The sequence below is a fragment of the Hydrogenophaga sp. genome (assembly GCF_051007235.1).
Lineage (GTDB): Bacteria > Pseudomonadota > Gammaproteobacteria > Burkholderiales > Burkholderiaceae_C > Hydrogenophaga.
In genome coordinates this window covers 1-14,894 of record NZ_JBPCSJ010000187.1, presented here as the reverse complement: position 1 = coordinate 14,894, position 14,894 = coordinate 1, and the positions used below count along the sequence as shown (strand labels likewise).

The window sequence follows — 14,894 nt, the reverse complement described above, 5'->3', positions numbered from 1 at the left end:
GGTGCCGGCGCTGGTCGCCAGTGCGGCGGCAGCGATCAGCGAGGTGGTGAAGTGGCGGCGGGTGTTCATGGTTTGGCTCCGGAATGAATGACAACGGAACGGATCATGAAATCCCATCCACAAAACTGGAACGAATACGTTCTCAGTTGTTTATGAGGAAAACAGCTAAGAGAGGCGCTTTTCACCGCCTATGGGCTTCATCAAGGCAATCAAATAGCTCCTTTCGATAGTTTTTGACAAACTACAAGCCATTGCCGATTGCCCGCCCGCAGGAGCCCGCCATGACCGCCCTCATCCGCCAAGTCCGTCCCGTCTGGCTGCAGTTCCAGCAGCTGGAGCTGCCGGTGCCGCCGCACGCGTTGCGCAACGCCCTGCTGGCGCTGGGTGTGGGTGTGTTGCTGATGGCCGGGCTGGCGGCGGGCAGCACCTTCTGGGGCCCGACCCGCGTGTGGTGGGACGCCACCGGCGCCAGCAGTGGCATGACGGCCGGCGTGCAGGCCTCGCTGATCGCGGCGCTGGCCACCGCCGTGGGCGCCCTGCCCGTCTTCCTGGTCGAGCGCGTGAGCAAACGGCAGGAAGCGGCTTTCATGGCCTTCGCCGCCGGCGTCATGCTGGCCGCGGCGATCTTCGCGCTGCTGCTGCCTTCGCTGGACGCAGGCCGTGCGCTCATGTCCGCCACCGGTGGCACCACGCTGGGTGCGGCAGCGCTCACCTCGGTGGGGCTGGCCCTGGGCATGGCGCTGATGATCGCCATCGACCGCTTCACCCCGCACGAACACGCGGTGCTGCCGCCCGCGGCCGCCGGCCACGCCATGCCGCAGACCGACACCCACACCGCGGGCCAGCGCGCCTGGCTGATGGTGCTGGCCATCCTGATCCACAACGTGCCCGAGGGCCTGGCCGTGGGCGCGGCCTACGCCGGTGGTGCCCTGGGGGTGGACGGCGGCGAGGCGGTGAACGCCGGTGCCTCGGTGGCGCTGGCCATCGGCCTGCAGAACATGCCCGAGGGCCTGATCGTCGCCATGGCGCTGCGCAGTCTGGGCCAGAGCGCCGGCCGTGCCTGGGCGGTGGCGGCGCTGTCCGGACTGGCCGAACCCTTCGGCGCCATCGTTGGCCTGGCCGTGCTGGGCAGCCTGCCGGCCTTCTACCCCATCGGTCTGGCGGTCGCGGCCGGTGCCATGCTCTTCGTCATCAGCCACGAGATCATTCCCGAAACGCACCGCAACGGCTTCGAGGGCCTGGCCTCGGTCACGCTCATGGCGGGCTTCGTCTTCATGTTGCTGCTCAACGCGGCGCTCTGAGCAAACCCTGCGCTGCGTCATGACCCGGCGCCGCGACGGGCGTAACATGGTTCGCATGAACGTCCATCTGCGCTTTCTGGGTGCCGCGGGCACCGTCACCGGGTCCAAATACCTCGTCGAGTTCAACGGCCAGAGCCTGCTGGTGGACTGCGGCCTGTTCCAGGGCTACAAGCAGCTGCGGCTGCGCAACCGCGACCCGCTGCCGGTGCTGCCCAACCACATCGGCGCCGTGCTGCTGACGCACGCGCACCTGGACCACAGCGGCTACCTGCCGCTGCTGGCCAAGGAAGGCTTTCACGGCAAGGTCTGGTGCACGCCGGGCACGCGCGACCTCGTGCAGATCCTGCTGCCCGACAGCGGCCACATCCAGGAAGAGGACGCCAACTTCGCCAACCGCAAAGGTTTCAGCAAGCACGCGCCGGCGCTGCCGCTCTACACCGAAGGCGACGCGCTGGACAGCCTCAAGCTGCTGCGCACCGTGCCGCTGCGCCAGGTGTTCGAGCCGCTGCACGGCTGGAAGGCGACCTTCACCAGCGCCGGCCATATTCTGGGTGCGGCCAGCCTGCTGCTGGAGGTGGGCGGCAAACGCATCCTGTTCTCGGGCGACCTGGGCCGCCCCGACGACATGCTGATGCTGCCGCCCGACAAGCCCCTGGCCGCCGACGCGGTGGTGATCGAGTCCACCTACGGCGACCGCGAGCACCCCGACGAAGACACGCTGGCCGAACTCGGCCCGGCCCTGCAGCGCGTGGCCGCGCGCGGCGGCACCGCGGTGCTGCCGGTGTTCGCGGTGGGGCGCGCGCAGGAGATCCTGCACGCCATCGTGCTGCTCAAGGCCAACGGCGTGTTGCCGCACAGCCTGCCGGTGTACCTGGACAGCCCCATGGCCATCCACACCACCGACCTGTACGACCGCCACCTGGGGGAACACCGGCTCAACGCGGCGCAGTGCCGCGACATGGAGCACGTGGCCAAGATGACCCGCTCGACCGACGAGTCCAAAGCCATTGCGGCCCAGCACGGTCCCAAGATCGTGCTGGCCGCCGCCGGCATGGCCACCGGCGGGCGTGTGCTGCACCACCTGGTGCAGTACCTCGGACACCACCGCAACATGGTGGTGCTCACCGGCTACCAGGCGCCGGGCACGCGCGGCGCCTCGCTGGGCGACGGGGCCAAAAGCATCCGCATCCACGGCCAGGACGTGGCGGTGCGCGCCGAGGTGGTGCAGATGCGCTCGGCCTCGGCCCACGCGGACGCCAGCCAGCTCATGGACTGGCTGCGCGCCCTGCCCCAGCCGCCACACCGCGTGTTCGTCACGCACGGCGAGATGGGCGCGTCCGACGCGCTGCGCCACCGGATCGAGACCGAACTGCGCTGGCGCGCCATGGTGCCGGAGCACGGCAGCACCTGGGCGGTGTAGAGAGTGCCCCCCTGCGCCGCTGACGCGGCTTCCCCCCTGCTGCGCGGGGGGACGGCCCCTGTGGCCGGGCGAAGCCCGTTCCACGGGGCCCCTGGAATGAAGGCACGCACGCCGGAAAGCTTGTGGAGTTCCCCCTGCGCCGCTGCGCGGCTTGCCCCCAGGGGGACAGCACCAGCGGCCTGGCAAAGCCAGTTCCGCGGTGCTTGCTAGATGGGTCACGCGCGTCGGAGGCGTTACGCTCTTGCCCATGCTGTTCATGAAATACACCCTGCTGCTCGCCACAGCTGCGCTCGTGCCATCGGCCTTCGCCCAACCGGTCACTTCTGTGGCCAACCCCGACTTCACCCGCTGCATCGAGGGCCTGAGGGGCGACGCGCGCTCCGCCCGTGTGCAGGACGAGGCCTTCACCCGCTTCACCCAGGGTCTGACACCTGACATGAGCGTGGTCGAGAAGCTGGACTACCAGCCCGAGTTCCGCATGCCGATCTGGGACTACCTGGCCGCGCTGGTGGACGATGAACGTGTGGCCGACGGGCAGGCCCAGCTGGCGCAGCACGCCGAGGTGCTGGCGAAGGTGGCCGAGCGCTACGGCGTGGACCCGGCCACCGTGGTCGCGGTCTGGGGTGTGGAAAGCAACTTCGGCCGCAACTTCGGGAACTACCCGCTGGTGCAGGCGCTGGGCACGCTGTCATGCCACGGCCGGCGCCAGACCTTCTTCCGCGGCGAGCTGTATTCGGCGCTGCGCATCCTGCAGGCCGGCCACATCGCGCCGGAGAGGCTGGTGGGCAGCTGGGCCGGTGCCTTCGGCCACACCCAGTTCATGCCCACCACGTTCGAGCGGCTGGCGGTGGACTTCGACGGCGACGGCAAACGCGACCTGATGGACAACACCGCCGACGCGCTGGCGTCCACCGCGAACTTTTTGAAAAGAGCTGGCTGGCAGACCGACCAACCCTGGGGCTTCGAGGTGAAGCTGCCGACGGGCTTCAACGCCACGGGCGAAGGCCGCCGCAGCAAGCGCCCCGTTGGCGAATGGATCGCCCGCGGCGTGTTGAAAGTGGACGGCACGCCGCTGCCCCGCGAGCTGGGCAACGCCGGGCTGATGCTGCCCGCCGGCCCGCAAGGCCCGGCCTTTCTGGTGCTCAGGAACTTCGACGCCATCTACAGCTACAACGCCGCCGAAAGCTACGGCCTGGCCATCGCGCACCTGGCCGACCGCCTGCGCGGCGCCGGCCCCTTCACCACCCCCTGGCCCACCGACGACGCCGGCCTCTCACGCGCCGAGCGCCGCGAACTGCAAGGTCTGCTGGTGCTGCGTGGCCACGACATCGGCGCCATCGATGGCGCGCTGGGTGAACGCAGCCGCGCGGCCATTCGCATCGAGCAGGAACGGCTGGGTCAGGAAGCCACCGGGCGCGGAGGGCAGAAGATCCTGCGAGCGCTGCGCGGTGGGTGAACTACCGCCTCGATCACCAGGAGTGACCACCTGGTTGACGACGCAGCCTCCACACCAGTTGCACCCCAATCAGCAACAGCGCCAAGCCCGCCAGCGCGTAGGGCAACGCCGCCAGCACGGCGCCCCCAACCTCAAAGAGCCCGTTCTCCACATGACACAGAAACGCACGCCGACGGGACGAGCAGTCCTGTGGAAAGTCCTCGGGTTGCAGCATCTGCCTGAACGCCAGTAGCAACGTCACCGCCCCGAACACCACGGCGACAAGGCCTAACGCACGGCTGGGGCGCTGAAGGTTGACCCAGGGCAAAGCGGCAAAAAAGGTCAGTCCACCCATCATGCCGAACACCCAAGCGGGAAACCCGTGTCGCAGCCCCAACCAGAACAAGGTCCCAACACCTGCCATCAAGACGGCGCTCAATGCCAGCTTGAAGAGTAGCCAGAAGCCTGTCAGGGCGGAAAGCCCGTGCTTGCTCACCCCAGCTTCACCGCCGTCCCGCTGACCGCGACCATCATCATCCCGTTGGTTTCGCCGAGCACTTCGTAGTCGAAGTCGATGCCGATCACGCCGTTGGCGCCCAGTTCTTTCGCGGCCTCGGTCAGACCCTCCAGCGCCGCGTCGCGCGCCCCGGACAGCGCGCGTTCGTAGCCGCCGGCACGGCCGCCGACCACGTCGCGCACGGAAGAGAACATGTCGCGGAATATGTTGGCGCCGATGATGGCTTCGCCGTTGACCACGCCCAGGTACTGGCTGCGCGGAATGTCCGGCGGTGTGGTGGTGCTGAGGAAAAAGCCGTCGGTGCTTTTGGAAAACCAGCCCATGTGTGTGCTCCCGTTGAAGTGAAAACGCACCGCCCGCCGGGTGCCCGGCCATTCTGCCCGCACGGGGCGGGCGGCGCGATCAGAGCCAGCCGAACTGCGCGCGCACCTCGCGCGCGGTGACGTTGACCGGGGCGGTGCCGGCCTGGATGTACTGGCGCAGGTTGGGTGCGCGCACGCCGCCGCCGTCCTGACCGAGCACCGCCACACCTTTGATGCGCCAGCCCCGCTCGCGCAGACTGGCCACGTAGGTCAGGGCGTCAGGGTAGTCCATCAGGTCGGTGTGCACGGCATTGGGCAGCAGGCTGAACAGCACCGCGTCGCAGCGCGAACGGTTCACTTCCTGCACGAATTCGTCCAGCGTGGTGCGGGTGTTCTGCAGGGCGCCGACGCGGGCGTAGAACCGCACCGGCTTGCCGGACTGCAGCTGGATGTCGCGCACGCTGCGGTTGAAGCAGCCCGTGAGGCTGCGGGTGACAGAAGTCTTGCGGGTGTTGGCGTTGCCGATGAGCAGGTATGCGTCCATGCCGCCATTCTCACGCAGCGCGGCGGGGCCGCCGCGCTGCACCTGCCAGATGCACCAGATGCACCCGAAGCGTCAATGCGCTCCGCCGCCCCCGCCCGCCGCACCGCGTGACGGGCGGGAAAGCCACACGACCCCCACGAGCAGGAAGAACAGGCCGGAGGAGAGGTAGAACAGGTCGGTCACCGCCAGCGTGAAGGCCTGCTGGTTGAGCATGCGGTCGATGTTGGCCAGCGCCTGCTCGCGGCTCATGCCGCTGGCCATGAGCTGGGCGATGGTGCCCACGGCGGTGGCACTGCCGTCGTTGACGGCTTCGGCCAGCTGGGCGTGGTGCAGCGCGGCCCGGCTTTCCCACAGGGTGGTGAACAGCGAGGTGCCGACCGCGCCTGCGGTGATGCGCACGAAGTTGGACAGGCCGGCGGCCGAGGGCATCTGGTCCGGCCGCAGACCCGAGAACACGATGGCCTGCAGCGGGATGAAGAAGAAGGCCATGGCCGCACCTTGGAGCAAGGTCGGGATCAGGATGGTTGTGAAGTCGGCCTGGGTGTTGAAGTGCGAACGCATCCACAGCACCACGCCGAAACCGACGAAGGCCACCGTCGCCAGCTTGCGCGGGTCGATGCGGCCGACGTTCTTGCCCACCCAGGGCGAGAGCACGATGGCCAGCAGCCCCACCGGCGCCGTGGCCAGCCCCGCCCAGGTGGCGGTGTAGCCCATGAACTGCTGCAGCCACAACGGCAGCAGCACCACGTTGCCGAAGAACAGCCCGTAGGCCACCGACAGCGACAGCGTGCCCGTCAGAAAGTTGCGCCGCGCGAACAGGCGCAGTTCGACGATGGGGTGCTGGTCGGTCAGCTCCCAGGCCAGGAAGAACAGGAAGCTGACCACCGACACCACGGTCAGCGCGATGATTTCACCAGACTCGAACCAGTCCAGTTCCTTGCCCTTGTCGATCATGATCTGCAGGGTGCCGACGAACAGCACCAGCAGCAGCAGCCCCACCACGTCCAGCGGCACGCGGCGTGGCCCCGGGTCGCGCTGGTGGTAGATCGACCAGGTGAGCGCGGCGGCAAAGAGGCCCACCGGGATGTTGATGTAGAAGATCCACGGCCAGGCGATGTTGTCGGTGATCCAGCCGCCCAGCAGCGGGCCGGCCACGGGCGCCACCAGCACCGTCATGCCCCACATGGCCATGGCCATGCCGGCCTTGGCCGGCGGGTAGCTGGCCAGCAGCAGCGTCTGTGACAGCGGGATCATGGGCCCGGCCACCAGACCCTGCAGCACGCGAAAGCCGATCAACATTTCGATGTTGGGCGCCAGGCCACACAGCCAGGACGCCACGACGAACAGCAGCACGCTCATGGTGAACAGGCGCACCTGACCGAAGCGCTGCGTGAGCCAGCCGGTCAGCGGCACGGCAATGGCGTTGGCCACCGCGAACGAGGTGATGACCCAGGTGCCCTGCCCCGGACTCACACCCATGTCGCCCGCGATGGCGGGGATGGAGACGTTGGCGATGGACGTGTCGAGCACGTTCATGAAGGTGGCCAGCGACAGCGCCAGCGTGCCCAGCACCAGTTCACGCCCTTGCAACGGCGGGTAGGCCACCGGCCGCGCGGGTGCCGAAGGCGGTGGCGGTGGTGGCGCAGCAGCGTCCGGCTGCGCGGTGACGGTGGCCGACATGCTCAGGCTCCGTTGCCGCCCGCCACCGCGGCGTGGACACGGGCGCCGCCGCTGTTGGCCGCGATGATGTGGCGCACGCGGGCATCGGCCTCGCGGCTGTCCTGCTCGAACACCTGGGTCTCCGTCGGCGGCGCGGTGCTGCTGTCGGCGGCGAGCACGCGGCCATCGGTCTGGCTCACGTCCACCTTGGCCTCCATCGACAGGCCCACGCGCAGCGGGTGCTCGGCCAGTTCCTTCGCGTCCAGCTTCACGCGCACCGGCACGCGCTGCACCACCTTGATCCAGTTGCCGGTGGCGTTCTGGGCCGGCAGCAGGGCAAAGGCCGCGCCGGTGCCGGCACCCAGGCCGTCGATCGTGCCGTGGTAGACCACCTTGGCGCCGTACACGTCGGCGGTGAGCTCGGCCGGCTGGCCCAGGCGCAGCTTCTGCAGCTGGCTTTCCTTGAAATTGGCCTCGACCCAGACCTGATCGAGTGCGATCACCGACAGCAGCGGCGCACCGGCCTGCACGCGCTGGCCGAGCTGCACGTTGCGGCGCGCCACGTAGCCGTCCACGGGGGCCTGCACCTCCACCCGGCGCAGCGCCAGGAAGGCCTCGCGCACCCGCGCGGCGGCGCGCTGCACGTTCGGGTGCTGGTCGAAGGCAACCCCGTCGGTGAGCGACTGGCTGGACGCGAGCTGCTCGCGCGCGGCCAGCAGGGCCGAGCGGGCCGCTTCGGCGCTGCTGCGGGCTGCCGCCAGCTGGGCGGTGACGTGGTTGAACTCTTCACGCCCCACAGCGCCGGTGGCCACCAGCGGCTGGCGCCGGCTCACATCGTCCTGCAGCCGGGCCTGTTCGCTCTGGGCACGGGCCAGGTCGGCCTCGCGCAGCGCGATCTGCGCCGCCTGGGTGCGGTTGTTGGCGTACAGGGTGCGCACCTCGCGCACGGTCTGGGCGAGCTGGGCCTCGGCCTGGTCGAGCGCGACCTTGGCGTCCGCCGGGTCCAGGCGGACCAGCCACTGGCCGGCCTTGACGTGGTCGGTGTCGTTGGCGTTGATGGCCACCACGGTGCCCCCGGCCTGCGGCGTGAGCTGCACCACGTTGCCCTGCACGTAGGCGTTGTCGGTGGTTTCGTAGTGGTTGAGCACCAGGGCCCAGTAGGCGCCGTAGCCGATAGCCGCCAGGGCGACGGCGGCGGCCACGCCGGTGAGCGCCTTGCGGCGGGCGTTGTTGCCTTGGGGAACGGGAGCTGCGGTGTTGGGGGTGTTCATGTCGGGGTTCCGTGAGCGTGGGGAGCGGGCGGCCTCAGCCGCGCGAAGGGGTGGGGGCGTCGGCGGTGTAGCCACCGCCCAGTGCGCGCACCAGACCGATGCGGGCGGACAGGTCGCGGGCCCGCAGGTCCACGCCCAGGCGGCGCTGGTTGAGCAGCGTGGTTTCGGCCGCCAGCACGGTGAGCTGACCGGTCAGCCCGGCGCGGTAGCGCTGCAGGGCGATGTCGTGGGCCGATTCGGCGGCGGCCAGGGCCTTGGCCTGTTCGGCCTGCTGGCGCTGCACCGACTGCAGGCTGCTGAGCTGGTCGGCCGCGTCGCGCACCGATTCGAGCAGCGCGCTGTTGTAGCCCTCGACGGCGGCGTCCAGATCGGCGTTGCGCCCCCGCAGTTGGGACCGCAAGGCCCCGCCGTCGAAGATGGGCAGGCGGATCGCCGGCCCCACGCCGTACTGGCGGCTGTCGGCCTCGATCAGCCGGTCCAGCCCGATGCTCGACAGGCCGATGAAGGCCGTGAGATTGACGTTGGGGTAGAACTGCGCGCGGGCCGCGTCCACCCCGCGGGTGGCGGCCTCCACGCGCCAGCGGGCGGCCACCAGGTCGGGCCGGCGGCCCAGCAGATCGGCCGGCAGCGCCGACGGCAGGTCGGACGCGTGCAGGCGCGACAGGTCGGGTGTCAGCGCCTCCAGGCGGTCCTGCGGTTGCGCCACCAGTGCCGCCAGCGCATGGCGTGTGAGGGCGATCTGCTCGTTGAGCTGTTCGATCTGCTGGCGCGCGTCGGGCAAGGCGCCCTCCCCCTGGCGCAACTCGACGCGGGTGTCGAGACCGGCCTCCACGCGCTGGCGGATCAGGATCAACATCTGCTCACGCTGCGCCAGCGCGCGCTGCGCCACCTCGCGCTGCGCCAGCAGGCGACCCAGCTGCACCCAAGTCTGCGCCACCTGGCTGGCCAGCAGGTGGCGGGCGGCCTGCAGGTCGGCCTGGGCGGCCTGGGTCTGGCCCAGGGCCGCGTCCAGCGCGGCGCGGTGGCGGCCGAAAAAGTCGAACTCCCACTGGGCCGCGACCTGCGCATTGGCCAGGGTGCGGATGGAGCCGCCCAGCGGCGCGGGGTAGATGCTGGTGGCGCTGAAATGCTGCCGGGTGGTATCGGCCGAGGCGTTCACGTGCAGGCCATCGGCGGACTGCTCCGCCTGCACCGCCGCTTGCGCGCGCGCCAGTCTGGCCTGCGCGACCTTCAGGCTGGGCTGCGCGCGCAAGGCCTGTTCGATCAGCCCCGACAGCACATCGTCACCCCAGGTTCTCCACCAGTCGGGCGCCAGGTCCGCCGGCGCGGCGGCCGGCGCCAGCCCCAGATCGGCGGCCCCCAGTGCACGCGCCGTGGAGGGCGCAACACCGTCCGTGCTGGCGCAGCCGGCCAACATGCTGGCCGCGGCCAGCACCACCGCGGCAGAGCCGAGGCGGGCAACAGATAAATGATCAGGCTTCATTTGCTTAGGCAATCATTCGAGTCAAAAAAAGGCGTGCCCGGATCGCGTCCCGTCAGCCCGCATCGCGCAGCATGTCGCCCGTCTCGGCCATGCGTGTCAGGTAGCCCTTGAGGGCTTCCCACTCGGTTTTGGAGAATCCCGCCAGGTGGGCATTGAGCACGTCCGACAGCACCTGCGGCACATGCACCAGTGCCGCCTCGCCTTCGGGTGTGAGCTCGACCATCACCACCCGACGGTCTTCGGTCGAACGCACCCGCTTGCACAGGCCCTTTTTCTCCAGACGGTCCAGCAGGCGGGTCATGGCGCCACCGTCGGAATTCGTCCAGCGGGCCAGCTCTGCCACGGTGCTGCGGCCACCGTTGAGCTGCAGGTGCTTCAGAGGTCCCCACTGCGCGGTGGTCAGGTCGTGCTCGACCAGCCGCTTGTCCACCTGCTGGACAACCGACAGCAAGATCCGCTTCATCAGAAAACCCAGGCTCTCTTCAGCGTTGTAGGTGTCCGCTTGGTAGAACTGGACGGGCTTCGGTGTTCGGGACATGGCGGCGTGTGCAAGGATGGACACGCGATTATATGATTGCCTAGTCAATGAATGACCAGGCACCAAAAGACCCGACCCATTTCATGGCCTTGTGCGCCTCATCACCACAGGGCCTGAGGATGCCCCTCGCGCAGCACCCAGGCGTGCTGGGCCATGGCGCGCGCTTCCTGTTCATCGTGCGTCACCAGGATGGCGGTCATGCCGGCTTCGGTGATGCGCTCGCGGAACTCGGTGCGCAGTTGCTCGCGCAGGTCGGCGTCGAGCGCGGAAAACGGTTCGTCCAGCAGCAGCGCGCGCGGCCGGGTGATGAGGGCGCGCGCCAGCGCCACCCGCTGCTGCTCGCCACCCGAGAGCGTCCACACACGGGCTGTGGCGTGGTCCCCCAGGCCGAAGCGCTGCAGCATCTGGCGGGCGCGCTCGCGCGCCTCGGCCTTGCGCACGCCCTGCTCCACCAGACCGAAGGCCACGTTGTCCTGCACGTTCAGGTGCGGAAACAGCGCGAAGTCCTGGAACATGAGGGCGAAGCGCCGCCGCTCGGGCGGCAAGGCGGTGATGTCCACGCCGTCGAACCACACGCTGCCGCGCTCGGGCGCTTCCAGCCCGGCAGCGATCTTGAGCAGGGTGCTCTTGCCGCTACCCGAGGCGCCGAGCAGGGCCACGGTTTCACCGGCGGCCACGCGCAGGCTCACGCCATCCAGCAGCGGCCGGTGGTCCCATTGTTTGGCGATGTCGCGCAGTTCAAGCATGGCGGTCATTGTCCCTGGGCCGGCCTTCGATGAGAGCGAACGCGCCCAGCGCCAGCAGCATGAGCAGCCCGGCCAGCACCAGCGCGGCGTCCAGGTTGGCCTGGCCGGGGCGGCCGAGGTGCTGGTAGATCAGGGTGGTGAGCGTGGTCCATTCGGGCCGCGCGAGGAACAGCGTGACCGCGAACTCGCCCAGTGCGGTGGCGGCCGCAAAGGCCATGCCACGACGCAGGGCCGGCGCCACCAGCGGCAGCGTGACGCGCCAGAACACCCGCCAGGGACGGGCGCCCAGCGAGGCCGCGGCCTGCGCGTAACTGGCAGGCAGGCCATCCAGCGCAGCGGTGAGGGACTTGGCCACGAACGGGTAGGCCAGCAGCACATAAGCGGCGATGAGCAGCGCGAGGCTGGCGCTGGCGTCGGGGTAGAGCAGCAGCAGACCAAAGGCCACCGTGACGGACGACACCACAAACGGCAGGAAGGCCGCGGCGCGCCAGACCAGGGCCAACGCTCCCGGCCCCGGGCCGGCGTGGCGCGCCTGCGCAGCAGCGTCCAGCGCGCGCACGCCCAGCGCGTGCACCAGGCCCAGCCCGGTGGCCAGCAGCAGCGCCAGGGCGGAAAAGCGCACGGTATTCCACAGCGCGTCCAGGGTCTCGGCATCGGTCAGCACAGCCGCACCCTGCCCCACCAGCAAGGCCTGCAGCGCCCGCCACACGATGGCCAGCAGCGGCGCCGCGCAGACGACGAACAGCACGGTCGCTGCGCCCAGCAACGCGGCCCATTCGGCAACGCCCCGCGGGCGCTGGCGCGCCACCGGCACCACACGCCCGGGTGCGGCCAGGCGTTTTTCCAGGGCGGCGTAGGCCAGTGCCACGGCGCCGGTCAGCACCAGCATCCAGACCGCCAGCACGCTGGCCTGGCCCAGTTCCAGTTCGTGCGCGACCAGGGTGTAGATCTCCACCTCCACCGTGGCGTAGTCTGGCCCGCCCAGGATGAGCGCGAGGCCAAAGCCGGCGAAGCAGTACAGGAACACCAGGCACAGCGCCGAGGCCAGCCAGGGCGCGATGGCAGGCCATTCGACCCGCCAGAACGCGCGCCAGGGCGTGGCGCCGAGCGAGCGGGCGGCGGCCACGCGCGGGGCGCTCACCTGCTCCAGCGCGTCCACGCCGGCGCGCACCACCACACACAGGTTGAAGAACAGGTTGCCATAGAGCAGCAGCCAGGGCGTCTCGCTGAGGTCCAGGCCGGCCGCTGCCAGCGGCGCGCCCAACAAGCCGCGCGGGCCCCAGAGCGCCAGCACGCCCAGCGCGGCCACCAGCGTGGGCACCACGAAGGGCAGCATCAGCAGCCGCAGGGCCATCGCCCGGCCCGGGAATTCCAGCCGCGCCAGCACCCAGGCCACCGGCAGACCCAGCGCCAGGGCCAGCGCACAGGTGATGGCCGCCTGCGCAAACGACCACAGCACGCGCCAGCGCAGGAAATCGTCCTGCCACACATCGAGCCAGCGCAGGGGCCCGGCGTCCACCGCCGCCGCGGGCGCCAGCCCCTCGGCCAGCAGTCGCAGCACCGGCGCCACCAGCACCACGGCCAGAAAGACCAGCGGCAGGGCGGGTAGCAGGTAGCGGGATCTCAATCCCTGCATGAACGCGATGTACCCAGACGAAGGGTCGGAGCACGTGCCTGCACCAGGGCACCCGTGGAACCGGCTTGGCCGGGCCACCAGGTGCGCCCCCCCTCCAGGGGGGAAGCCGCGAAGCGGCGCAGGGGGGTCATTTCAATACGGTCTTGGTCCAGCGCTGCAGCCAGGCCTTGGACTTTCCGGCGGCTTCGGCGCTCGCCGGGTTGTCGTAGGTGGACGGCTCGACCGCGTAACGCTTGATCAGGTCCACACGCGGAGCACCGACCTCGGCCGGGTACATCCACATGGTGGTCTGCAGCGACTGCTGCACTGGCGCCGAGCGCAAGAATTCGATGAACTGGCCCGCCGCTTCGCGCGCGGCCGGACGGCCGCCCTTGACCAGGGCCACGCCCTCGACCTGACGGAACACGCCGCCCTTGAGGAACAGGTTGGCTGTGGGCGATTCGGTGATTTTTTCTTTGCTGTAGAACACCTCGGCCGCCGGGCTGGTGGCGTAGCTGACCACGATGGGGCGCGTGCCACCATTGCGGGTGAACTCGGTGTAGTAAGCCTCGGTCCAGCCCTTGACCACCTTCACGCCGTTGGCGCGCAGGGCCTTCCACCAGTCGAAGGCCTTTTCCTCACCGAGGCCGGCCACGGTGGCTTGCAGGAAGGCCATGCCGGGGCTGGAGGTGGCGGGGTTCTGCACCACCAGCAGCTTGGCGTAGGCGGGCTTGGTCAGGTCGTCCAGGCTGGTCGGCAGGGCCAGGCCGCTCTTGGCAAACCAGGCCTTGTCGATGTTGAGGGCGACGAAACCGTAGTCCACCGGCACCAGGCCGGCGTCCAGCGTGGCCGACGACATGCGCTGCGAAGCGGGGCCGGTGTAGGGCTCGATCACGCCCGCGGCCAGAGCGCGCGGCAGCAGGGTGTTGTCGATGCCGTAGACCACATCGGCGATGGGGCGCGCGCGGGTGAGGATGAGCTTGTTGGTCATCTCGCCGGCGTCACCGGCCTTGACGATCTGCAGCTTCACACCGGCCTCTTTTTCAAAGGCCGCGAGCTGCTCCTTGGGCAGGTCGAACGAGCTGTGGGTGAGCACCCGCAAGGTGACCGGCGAGTTGGCCATGGCCGCCGGGACCAGGGCAAAACTCGCGAGAGACAGGAGAACCGGAAACAGAAACCGCCGTTGCATGTGAAGCCGCCTTTTCATACCAACAAAGCCACGAGGCCAGCGCTTGAAAAAACGGGCTCCGCGCACGGCGGACCGATTCAACACGCTCCCTACGCTGGCACAACCCAGATCAGGTGAGAGGGGTATTTCTCAGCGCTGTGCCCCTTTGGACCACAGCGCACCCCCGGTGGAAGGCGCCATTGTAGGCCGGGTGTATTAGGGGCAGAACTGGCTGCGAAATGTCTGCAAAAACCCCTCAAGAAGCTCTCGATTGGTTCGAAGAAGAAGGCACAGACCCGTCTCGCGGATCGCACAGCCACCACAACGGCCCCCCAGGGAAAAGGAAACCGCCATGAACCGCTCCACCATCAACTCTCGTCTTGCCCTGTCGCTGAGCACCCTGATGCTGGCCCTGCTCACCGCCTGCGGTGGCGGCGGCGCAGGGGGCGACAGCAACCCGGTGGCCGGCGCGCCCGACCCGCTGGCGCAGCCTGCGGCAGCGCATACCGTTGGCGGCGTCGATTCAACACCCGTCGCCGTCGCAGCCGGGGCAGAGCGCCTGGACATCGTCTACAACCAGACTTGGGACATCAACGGGGTCGAGGTCCCTATCCGATTGCTCACCTCGCTCACGGGATACCCGTACGACGTAGGCTCGCAAACCCTGTCGCTGCCGATGGAAGACCTGCGTGCGGTCCGGATCCACGGCTACACCCCCAGCGAGGCCACCGGCAGCATGGGCGTGGAGCTGGGCAGCTCGTTTGCAGCAGGCTCGGTCGGCTGCATCAACAGTGTGAGCCGCATCACCAACAATGGCACCCAAGACTCGCCCAACTACCTGGTGTCCTGGACCAGTGCGATGCTGACCAATGTGCCGGTGGGATCGCTGCCCGAA

At 69.3% G+C, this 14,894-nt stretch carries 13 protein-coding genes, 1 pseudogene and 1 riboswitch; of the genes and pseudogenes, 4 read left to right on the top strand and 10 right to left on the bottom strand.

Features of this window, described 5'->3' with window-relative positions; genetic code table 11:
- Positions 1-281 precede the first annotated feature (281 nt).
- The 3 genes from ACR2JA_RS06720 (at position 282) to ACR2JA_RS06710 (ending at position 4,177) form a co-directional block, all read left to right on the top strand.
- Entirely contained in the window at positions 282-1,301 is a 1,020-nt protein-coding gene (locus ACR2JA_RS06720) for a ZIP family metal transporter (protein WP_434008330.1), read from the top strand.
- Positions 1,302-1,356: 55 nt separating this feature from the next.
- On the top strand, positions 1,357-2,721 hold the full coding sequence (locus ACR2JA_RS06715; RefSeq protein ID WP_434008329.1) for an MBL fold metallo-hydrolase: 1,365 nt from the start codon (positions 1,357-1,359) through the stop codon (positions 2,719-2,721).
- A gap of 247 nt (positions 2,722-2,968) precedes the next feature.
- Positions 2,969-4,177 (top strand): lytic murein transglycosylase, encoded by a 1,209-nt coding sequence (locus ACR2JA_RS06710; protein ID WP_434008328.1) that lies wholly within the window; start codon positions 2,969-2,971, stop codon positions 4,175-4,177.
- A gap of 13 nt (positions 4,178-4,190) precedes the next feature.
- Here the strand turns inward: ACR2JA_RS06710 and ACR2JA_RS06705 are convergent, their stop codons facing one another.
- From ACR2JA_RS06705 to ACR2JA_RS06660, 10 genes are all read right to left on the bottom strand, one after another.
- On the bottom strand, positions 4,191-4,652 hold the full coding sequence (locus ACR2JA_RS06705; RefSeq protein WP_434008327.1) for a hypothetical protein: 462 nt from the start codon (positions 4,650-4,652) through the stop codon (positions 4,191-4,193).
- Positions 4,649-4,996 (bottom strand): heavy metal-binding domain-containing protein, encoded by a 348-nt coding sequence (locus ACR2JA_RS06700; RefSeq protein WP_310567457.1) that lies wholly within the window; start codon positions 4,994-4,996, stop codon positions 4,649-4,651. The genes ACR2JA_RS06705 and ACR2JA_RS06700 overlap by 4 nt, the downstream gene beginning before the upstream one ends.
- A 79-nt stretch (positions 4,997-5,075) precedes the next feature.
- A complete protein-coding gene (locus ACR2JA_RS06695; RefSeq protein WP_434008326.1) occupies positions 5,076-5,519 on the bottom strand; it encodes a hypothetical protein in 444 nt (147 codons plus the stop codon).
- A 72-nt stretch (positions 5,520-5,591) separates the two neighbouring features.
- Positions 5,592-7,199 carry a DHA2 family efflux MFS transporter permease subunit gene (locus ACR2JA_RS06690; RefSeq protein ID WP_434008325.1) on the bottom strand — a complete coding sequence of 536 codons (1,608 nt, stop codon included), beginning with the start codon at positions 7,197-7,199 and terminating at the stop codon, positions 5,592-5,594.
- A gap of 2 nt (positions 7,200-7,201) precedes the next feature.
- Positions 7,202-8,449 carry an efflux RND transporter periplasmic adaptor subunit gene (locus tag ACR2JA_RS06685; RefSeq protein ID WP_434008324.1) on the bottom strand — a complete coding sequence of 416 codons (1,248 nt, stop codon included), beginning with the start codon at positions 8,447-8,449 and terminating at the stop codon, positions 7,202-7,204.
- Positions 8,450-8,483: 34 nt separating this feature from the next.
- A complete protein-coding gene (locus tag ACR2JA_RS06680) occupies positions 8,484-9,932 on the bottom strand; it encodes an efflux transporter outer membrane subunit (protein WP_434008323.1) in 1,449 nt (482 codons plus the stop codon).
- Between the two features lie 52 nt (positions 9,933-9,984).
- A complete protein-coding gene (locus ACR2JA_RS06675) occupies positions 9,985-10,470 on the bottom strand; it encodes a MarR family winged helix-turn-helix transcriptional regulator (protein ID WP_434008322.1) in 486 nt (161 codons plus the stop codon).
- Positions 10,471-10,571: 101 nt separating this feature from the next.
- Positions 10,572-11,216, bottom strand: coding sequence for an ABC transporter ATP-binding protein (locus tag ACR2JA_RS06670; protein ID WP_434008321.1), 645 nt, complete (start codon positions 11,214-11,216; stop codon positions 10,572-10,574).
- The gene (locus ACR2JA_RS06665) at positions 11,209-12,852 is read right to left on the bottom strand and encodes an ABC transporter permease (protein ID WP_434008320.1); all 1,644 of its coding nucleotides are present in this window, start codon (positions 12,850-12,852) and stop codon (positions 11,209-11,211) included. The genes ACR2JA_RS06670 and ACR2JA_RS06665 overlap by 8 nt, the downstream gene beginning before the upstream one ends.
- A 127-nt stretch (positions 12,853-12,979) precedes the next feature.
- On the bottom strand, positions 12,980-13,954 hold the full coding sequence (locus tag ACR2JA_RS06660; RefSeq protein ID WP_434008319.1) for a thiamine ABC transporter substrate-binding protein: 975 nt from the start codon (positions 13,952-13,954) through the stop codon (positions 12,980-12,982).
- A 134-nt stretch (positions 13,955-14,088) separates the two neighbouring features.
- Positions 14,089-14,195: riboswitch (TPP riboswitch) on the bottom strand.
- A gap of 156 nt (positions 14,196-14,351) precedes the next feature.
- Here ACR2JA_RS06660 and ACR2JA_RS06655 point away from each other — a divergent pair.
- Positions 14,352-14,894 (top strand): annotated as a pseudogene (locus ACR2JA_RS06655) (hypothetical protein); the annotation flags it as partial.

What these genes read in the sequence shown, in the direction of transcription:
- ACR2JA_RS06720 (WP_434008330.1), top strand. Translation starts at nt 282, where the DNA reads ATGACCGCCCTCATCCGCCAAGTCCGTCCCGTCTGGCTGCAGTTCCAG.
- ACR2JA_RS06715 (WP_434008329.1), top strand. Translation starts at nt 1,357, where the DNA reads ATGAACGTCCATCTGCGCTTTCTGGGTGCCGCGGGCACCGTCACCGGG.
- ACR2JA_RS06710 (WP_434008328.1), top strand. Translation starts at nt 2,969, where the DNA reads ATGCTGTTCATGAAATACACCCTGCTGCTCGCCACAGCTGCGCTCGTG.
- ACR2JA_RS06700 (WP_310567457.1), bottom strand. Translation starts at nt 4,996, where the DNA reads ATGGGCTGGTTTTCCAAAAGCACCGACGGCTTTTTCCTCAGCACCACC.
- ACR2JA_RS06695 (WP_434008326.1), bottom strand. Translation starts at nt 5,519, where the DNA reads ATGGACGCATACCTGCTCATCGGCAACGCCAACACCCGCAAGACTTCT.
- ACR2JA_RS06690 (WP_434008325.1), bottom strand. Translation starts at nt 7,199, where the DNA reads ATGTCGGCCACCGTCACCGCGCAGCCGGACGCTGCTGCGCCACCACCG.
- ACR2JA_RS06685 (WP_434008324.1), bottom strand. Translation starts at nt 8,449, where the DNA reads ATGAACACCCCCAACACCGCAGCTCCCGTTCCCCAAGGCAACAACGCC.
- ACR2JA_RS06680 (WP_434008323.1), bottom strand. Translation starts at nt 9,932, where the DNA reads ATGAAGCCTGATCATTTATCTGTTGCCCGCCTCGGCTCTGCCGCGGTG.
- ACR2JA_RS06675 (WP_434008322.1), bottom strand. Translation starts at nt 10,470, where the DNA reads ATGTCCCGAACACCGAAGCCCGTCCAGTTCTACCAAGCGGACACCTAC.
- ACR2JA_RS06670 (WP_434008321.1), bottom strand. Translation starts at nt 11,216, where the DNA reads ATGCTTGAACTGCGCGACATCGCCAAACAATGGGACCACCGGCCGCTG.
- ACR2JA_RS06665 (WP_434008320.1), bottom strand. Translation starts at nt 12,852, where the DNA reads ATGCAGGGATTGAGATCCCGCTACCTGCTACCCGCCCTGCCGCTGGTC.
- ACR2JA_RS06660 (WP_434008319.1), bottom strand. Translation starts at nt 13,954, where the DNA reads ATGGCCAACTCGCCGGTCACCTTGCGGGTGCTCACCCACAGCTCGTTC.